Origin of the sequence: Sphingosinicella sp. (assembly GCF_052387495.1) — a bacterium.
Classification (GTDB): domain Bacteria; phylum Pseudomonadota; class Alphaproteobacteria; order Sphingomonadales; family Sphingomonadaceae; genus Allosphingosinicella.
In genome coordinates this window covers 1-7,052 of record NZ_JBQTJC010000106.1, presented here as the reverse complement: position 1 = coordinate 7,052, position 7,052 = coordinate 1, and the positions used below count along the sequence as shown (strand labels likewise).

At 66.9% G+C, this 7,052-nt stretch carries 5 protein-coding genes; 2 read left to right on the top strand and 3 right to left on the bottom strand.

Translation table 11 applies throughout. From position 1 onward, the window contains the following. Both ACT4N8_RS05965 and alr read left to right on the top strand, forming a co-directional pair. A partial coding sequence (locus ACT4N8_RS05965) for an MFS transporter (protein WP_444857220.1) occupies positions 1-956 on the top strand: 956 nt, incomplete at its 5' end. 29 nt (positions 957-985) lie between these two features. Further along, positions 986-2,020 (top strand): alanine racemase, encoded by a 1,035-nt coding sequence (gene alr / locus ACT4N8_RS05960; RefSeq protein WP_444857219.1) that lies wholly within the window; start codon positions 986-988, stop codon positions 2,018-2,020. Between the two features lie 57 nt (positions 2,021-2,077). Here alr and ACT4N8_RS05955 read toward each other — a convergent pair whose 3' ends face one another. The 3 genes from ACT4N8_RS05955 to ACT4N8_RS05945 form a co-directional block, all read right to left on the bottom strand. Continuing rightward, entirely contained in the window at positions 2,078-5,218 is a 3,141-nt protein-coding gene (locus tag ACT4N8_RS05955) for a TonB-dependent receptor domain-containing protein (protein WP_444857218.1), read from the bottom strand. 274 nt (positions 5,219-5,492) lie between these two features. After that, complete coding sequence (locus ACT4N8_RS05950; RefSeq protein ID WP_444857217.1) at positions 5,493-5,789, bottom strand: antibiotic biosynthesis monooxygenase family protein; 297 nt, start codon at positions 5,787-5,789, stop codon at positions 5,493-5,495. A 105-nt stretch (positions 5,790-5,894) separates the two neighbouring features. Next, a partial coding sequence (locus ACT4N8_RS05945; RefSeq protein ID WP_444857216.1) for an acetyl-CoA C-acetyltransferase occupies positions 5,895-7,052 on the bottom strand: 1,158 nt, incomplete at its 5' end.

The following is a 7,052-nucleotide window of genomic DNA, read 5'->3' as shown; positions in this document are numbered from 1 at the left end:
AATATGGCGGCGCGGCGATCTACGTCGCGGAGCATTCGCCGCCGGGCAAGGCGGGCTTCTACACCAGCTTCATCCAGGCGAGCGTGGTCGGCGGCTTCATCCTGAGCCTCGCCGTCGTGCTCGGCTTCAAGGCGCTGGTCTCGGACGCGGAGTGGATCGCCTGGGGCTGGCGGCTGCCCTTCCTCTTCTCGATCCTGCTGCTCGCCGTGTCGCTCTGGATGCGGCTCAAGCTCAACGAGAGCCCGGTGTTCAAGGCGCTCAAGGAGAGCGGCGGCTGCGCCAAGAATCCGTTCAAGGAAAGTTTCACCTATCCGGGAAACCTCAAGCGGCTGTTCGTCGCCTTGTTCGGGATTGCCGCCGGGCTGACCGTGATCTGGTACACGGCGATGTTCTCGGTGCTGGCCTTCCTGCAGAATCCGCTGCGGGTCGATCAGACGGTGGCGCAGCTTGTCGTCGCGGCGGGCGCGCTGGTCGGGCTGGCCTTCTACGTCGTCACAGGCGCCTGGTCGGATCGGGTGGGGCGCAAGAAGCCGATCGTGATCGGCTATGCGCTGACCCTGCTGCTCCTCTTCCCGCTCTTCTGGGCGATCGGCGACGCGGCGGGCAACGGCGCGGGCGCGCCGGCGGGGGAGAGCTTCGTGCCCGACGCGGGCAGCCTCGCGCTCATGTTCGCGGCGATCCTCGGGCTGATGGCCTTGTCAGGGCTCACCTACGGCTCGGTCGCGGCGTTGCTCGCCGAGATGTTCCCGCCCAACATCCGCTACAGCTCGATGTCGATCCCCTACCATTTCGGAACCGGCTATTTCGGGGGCTTTCTGCCGCTGATCAGCGCCTATGTCGTCGCCGAGACCGGCGATCCCTATGCCGGTCTCTGGTACACTTGGGGGGTGGTCGCGATGGCGCTGATCGTGACCTGGTTCTGGCTGCCGGATCGCCCCGCCGAGGCGTTGGACTAAGCCCGCGCACCGGGCTACCGACCGCCCTCATGGTCCATTATCCCCTGCGCCTGACCCTCGACGGCGACGCCCTCGCCAGCAACTGGCACTGGCTCGCCCACCGCAGCGGCGGTGCCGCCTGCGGTGCGGCGGTGAAGGCGGATGCCTACGGGCTCGGCGCGCGCCAGGCGGTGAAGCGGCTGCAGGAGGCTGGCTGCCGCGATTTCTTCGTCGCGACCTGGGCGGAGGCGGAGGCGCTGATGCCATGGCCCGGCGACCTTTCGCTCTCCGTCCTCCACGGCATCGGCCCGCGCGACAAGGCGGCGACCGCGATGGAGCGGGCGCGGCCGGTGCTGAACAGTGTCGAACAGGTGAAGCGCTGGCGTGAAACCGGACGGTCCTGCGACGTGATGATCGACACCGGGATCAACCGGCTCGGTCTCGGCCTGACCGAGGTGGCGGACGGGGCGCTCGAGGGGCTCAGGATCGAGACGCTGATGAGCCATCTCGCCTGCGCCGACGAGGATTCGCCGGCCAACGAGAAGCAGCGCAAGGCCTTCCACGAGATCGCCAGCCGCGTCGAAGCGCGGCGCCGTAGCCTCGCCAACAGTGCCGGCATCTGCCTCGGCCGCGACTATGCCTTCGATCTCACCCGCCCCGGCCTCGCCCTCTACGGCGGCGTGCCGCGGCCCGAGGCGGCGGGCCATATCCGCCAGGTCGCGCGGGTGGAGGCGGAAATCGTCCAGCGCCGCCGCGTCGAGCGGGGCGGGGCGGTGGGCTATGGCGGCACCTTCGTCGCCGAACGGCCGGCCGAGCTGGCGATCGTCAATCTGGGCTATGCCGACGGCTATCTGTGCGGCTTTTCCGGCACCGGCCGCGCGCGGATCGGCGAGCGCTTCGCCCCCGTCGTCGGCCGGGTCTCGATGGACCTGACCGCGATCCGCGTCGACGAGGCGCCGGAGCTCCAGGAAGGCGACTGGATCGAGCTGGATTACGACCTGCCGAGCGCCGCGGCGCAATCTGGGCTCAGCCAATACGAACTGCTGACCACGCTCGGCCACCGCCTGAAGCGGCGCTGGATCTAAGCCAAAGAAAAGGGCCGCCCCGAAGGGCGGCCCTGAAGATCGGGTCCGATCCGCGCCCTAGAAGCGGATACGGGCACCAGCGTAGAAGAAGCGTCCGGTGTTGGGGTAGATCGCGCCACCCGCGCCGGTACCGTCGAGGCCGAAGCTTGGCATCCGGTTCAGCAGGTTGTCCACGCCGAAATAGATGCGGTGCCGCGTTCCCGAAGGCTCGAAGCCGACGCGGATCGCATGGTAGAGCGCTTCCGGATGCCGATCCTCGCCTGGCGCGCGGAGATCGGGGTTGGTCGGCGCACGGCCCTGATGGGAGTTCATCGTTTCCCACGCATCCACCGTCATCTCGCCGATGTAGCGGCCGTTCCACGTCACGTCGATCTCGCCAAAGTCGAGCCCGGCACTGAGCGCGGCAGCCCAGATCGGATCGCCGAGCGTGCCGTGCAGGCGAGTTGAGCGATCCGGATCGGTGATGAAGGTGAACTGGACCCGATTGCGAACGTAGCTGACCAGCGTCCTCAGATTCAGCGTCACGTTGCCGAAGATCTGGCGGCGATAGCTGATGTCCGCGTCCACGCCGGAGGTTTCCAGCGCCTGGAAGTTGAAGGGCTGGTTGAGGAAGGCCGGCCCGAGTCTTGGGAACACAATCTGCGGCTGGGAAGATCCCGGGAAGTTGCGGTCTCCCTGGCCTTCGAAGGTGAAATCGGTCAGCGGATCGCCCGGAGTGCGGCGGCGGAAGACCGCGGCGCAGAACGGATTGTTGATCGAGACCGGATCGTCATAGCAGCGGTTGATGATCGCCTGCCCGCTCAGGCCAGCGATCGCCTCGGTGATCCGGATGTCGTAATAGTCGATCGAGATGGCGAGGCCCGGAATCCAGCGCGGCTGGATCACGGCCCCAACGGTCCAGCTCGTGCCGACCTCGGGCTGGAGGTCGATATTGCCCTGGTTGAAGCCGGACACGCCAGACGCCGGCGTGTTGATCCACGGCTGGGTCACGCCGTCGACGACGATCGTGGTCGGAATGCCGGCCTCGGCGCAGTTTCGCACGCGGTTCGGATCCTGATTGATCACCGTCTGGCTGCACGGATCGACCAGACCATTGGCGAAGGTTTGGCTGCGCGTGGCATAGAGATCGCCAAGGTTCGGCGCGCGCACCGATCGGGCATAGCCGCCGCGGAAGCGAAGGTCGCGCACCGGAGACCAGATCGCGCCGATATTATAGGCCCAGACGCCGCCCGTGCTGCTGTAGTCCGAATAGCGCGCGGCGCCTTCGATCGTCAGCTCGTGGAAGAAGGGCCTGTCGCGCAGGATCGGGATCCGGATCTCGCCGAAAGCCTCCCTCAGCTCGATCGCCGGCGGATCGAACTCCGAGATCGCGTTGAGAAAGGTCGCACCGGACTGGGTGAAGTCGTCATAGTCGGAGAAGGCGTCCTCACGGCGATATTCAAGACCGAAGACGACGCCGATCGGACCCCCCGGAAGCTCGAAGAAGCCCGAGGTGTCGCCGGAAATGAAGGCGGTTGCATTGATCTGCTCTGCCCACTGATTTCGCGAGGACGTGTAGAGCACGTAATCGAGGCCGTCCGGAGTCGTCGCGGGCGCACCGAAGCCGAACAAGTTGATCGGCCGGCAGGCCGGATCGTCATTGTTGGGATTGGCGTCGATATTAATCCGGCAGACAATCGATCCGCCGGGCCCCACCGCCGCATTGGAGGCCGCGTTGAACCTGGCAATGTCGACGTTGCCACCCGTTTCATAGAACGTCTCAGTGCGACCGTAGTTGAATGCTACCTCATAATTCCAGTTGCCCGTGGTCGCGAGCTCGCCGCGTACGCCGGCAACGGCGCGGAAGGTGCTGCGCTCATGGTCCTCGGCGCGGGTGCCGATGTCGTTGTTGAAGCGGAAGAAGAGAAAGCTCTGCAGCGTGCCCAGCGGCAGGCCGCTGATCTGGTTGATCGTGTTCCGCGCCTGCTGGCTCAGAAACGGATTGTCGGTGCGGAAGACCGGGTTCAGCGTCGCATTGATGAAGGTCGGCTGCGTCGAGGTCTGCTGCGAGGTGATCCAGACCTGCTTGATTTCGAGGAAGGGCTGGATCGCCGAGGAGATATCCGCATTGAGCAGCAAATTGACCGCGAAACGCTCCAGCCCCGGAGCGAGCTGCGCGCCCTCAACGCCGGAGGCGCCGAAGCCGCCGAAGGTGCCGCCGCCGAACTGGCGCAGATCCAGCGCCAGCTCGTTGCGCCGCAACGTCCCGTCAGGAAAGAAGAAGTAGTTGTCGGACAGCTCGGCGCCGGTATTCGGACCGGCCGCGGTCGGCGTCCGGTCGCCCGTGCAGACCAGCGAACGGCGCAGGGTGACGAGCGGGTTCGCCGGGTTCGCCGCCGCGCAGGAGGTCAGCACCGTGCCACCCAGCCCGATGATGTTGAAGTTTAGCCCCGGCGGCCCCTGGAAAAAGGCCGTATCCGGAATACCGTCGCCCGTGCCCGGCTCGCCCACCGTATTCTCGACCGTTGAGAAGCCCGGCCTGCCGTCGTAGACGCCGGTCATATCGGGACGGTCGCCGTGGAAGAGCGCGTCCTGCTCGGCATATTCGACCGCGACCGCGACGTTCAGCGTGTTGTCGAGGAAGTTGCGGCCCCAAACTCCCGAAACGAAGAAGGACGGGCGGTCGCCATAGGAGGTGATGCCGCTCTGACCACGAATCTGGAAGCCCTCGAAGTCGCGGCGAAGGATGAAGTTGACCACGCCGGCCACGGCGTCCGAGCCATAGACGGCGGAATTGCCGCCAGTCACCACGTCGACGCGCTCGAGCAAGTCGGCGGGGATCGTGTTGACGTCGACCGAATAACCACCCGGCGACGAGGTCACGTGGCGCCGGCCGTTCACCAGGACGAGCGTGCGCGCCGTACCGAGGCCGCGCAGATCGAGCGTGTTGATGCCGGCCGTGCCGATGAAGCGCGTCGAGTTCGCCTGGCTGAAGGTCGCGCGGAGCGACGGCAGGTCGTTGAGCGCATCGCCGAGCGAGACGTTGGCCTGCTCGGTCAGTTCCTGCGCATCGACGCTGGTGATCGGCACCGTCGCCTGGAGGTTCGGACGGCGAATGCGCGAGCCAGTGATGAGGATGGTTTGCTCGCCGGTCGTGTCCTGCGCCGTCTCATCTTGCGAAGCCGCCGCGGCCGCGGCCGCTTCGTCTTCCTCGGTCATGCCGGTGCCAGGCTGCGCGAGAGCTGGCGAAGCGGCGCCAAGGGCAAAAGCGAAGACAGCACCGGAGCGCAGCGCGCTGGAGCCGAGCAGACCCGAATTCCTCATGGTTTCCAACCCCCTGTTACGAGCCAGCCTCGTACGCATAGCTCCCAGATTGAGGGTGCTACGGATTCGCGGTCTTATTCAAGCAGTTCGGCCACTGCGGTTCATCGATTGTTCAGGGGTGTAGCAGTTGTGCAACAATGTCACCCGGGCGTCACCCGTCCCGCGACGCTCAGCCCGCCACCTCATATTCCCCGAGCCGGTGCTCGCAGCGGCTCAGCGGCTCGGTCTCCCGGTCGAGCGCTTCGTAGGCGGGGCCGTGATCGGCGAGGAAAGTGTCGAAATCGGCCTTGCTGCGCCAGACGTCGAGAGTGAGATAGGAGCCGTCCTCGGCGCGGAGCAATTCGGTGCCGCGAAAGCCGCCGCTTTGCGCGAACAGCCGTGCCCAGGCGCCTTCCGGTCCATAGGCCGCCTCGAACGCCGCCCGCTCCTCGTCGCGCACCTCGAACCGCCAGATCAGCGCGATCATCCCGCCATCCCCCTGTTTCGCGGGAATTTTACCGGCCGGGTCGTCTCTGCGCCACCGGAGGGGAGGCTTGGCCATCACCATGTGCCGGATTGGGACGAGCCTCGCTCAGTCTCTTTCGACGCACAGGGCGATGCCCATGCCGCCGCCAATGCACAAGGTGGCGAGGCCCTTCTTGGCGTCGCGGCGCTGCATTTCGTAGATCAGGGTGGTGAGGACGCGGGCGCCCGAGGCGCCGATCGGGTGGCCGATGGCGATCGCGCCGCCGTTGACGTTGACCTTGTCCGGATCCCAGCCGAGCTCCTTGCCGACCGCGAGCGCCTGCGCGGCGAAGGCTTCGTTGGCCTCGATCAGGTCGAGGTCCTGAATCGTCCAGCCGGCTTTCTCCAGCGCCCTGCGCGAGGCCGGGACGGGGCCGATGCCCATGATCGAGGGATCGACGCCGGCCGAGGCCCAGCTCTTCACCGTGGCGAGGATCGGCGCGCCGCGCTTCTCGGCCTCCTCGCGGCTCATCAGGACGAGCGCGGCGGCGCCGTCGTTGAGCCCCGAGGCATTGGCGGCGGTGACCGTGCCTTCCTTCTTGAAGGCGGGCTTGAGGCCCGAGAGGCCCTCAATGACGACGCCCTCGCGGATATATTCGTCCAGGTCGACGACCGTCTCGCCCTTGCGGCTCTTCACCGTGACCGGCGCGATCTCGTCCTTGAAGCGTCCCTCGCGGCGGGCGGCCTCCGCCTTGTTCTGCGAGGCGACCGCGAAATTGTCCTGCGCGTCGCGGGTGATCTGATATTGCTCGGCCAGGTTCTCGGCGGTGATGCCCATGTGATAGCCGTTGAACACGTCGGTGAGGCCATCCTTGATCATCGTGTCGATCAGGCCGACGTCGCCCATCTTGGTGCCGCCGCGCAGGTGTTGGGCGTGGGCGGAAAGGCTCATGCTCTCCTGCCCGCCGGCGACGACGATGCTCGCATCGCCGGTCTGGATCGCCTGGCTGGCGAGGGCGACGGTGCGCAGGCCCGAGCCGCAGACCTGGTTGACGCTCCAGGCGGGCACCTCCTTCGGGATTCCGGCGGCCATCGCGGCCTGGCGGGCGGGGTTCTGACCCTGGGCGGCGGTCAGCACCTGGCCGAGGATCACTTCGGAGACCTCCTCGGGCGCGACGCCGGCCTGATCTAGCGCCGCTTCGATCGCGGCGCGGCCGAGCTCGTGCGCCGGGGTGGTGGCGAAGCTGCCGAGAAAGGCGCCGACCGGGGTGCGCTTGGCGGCGGT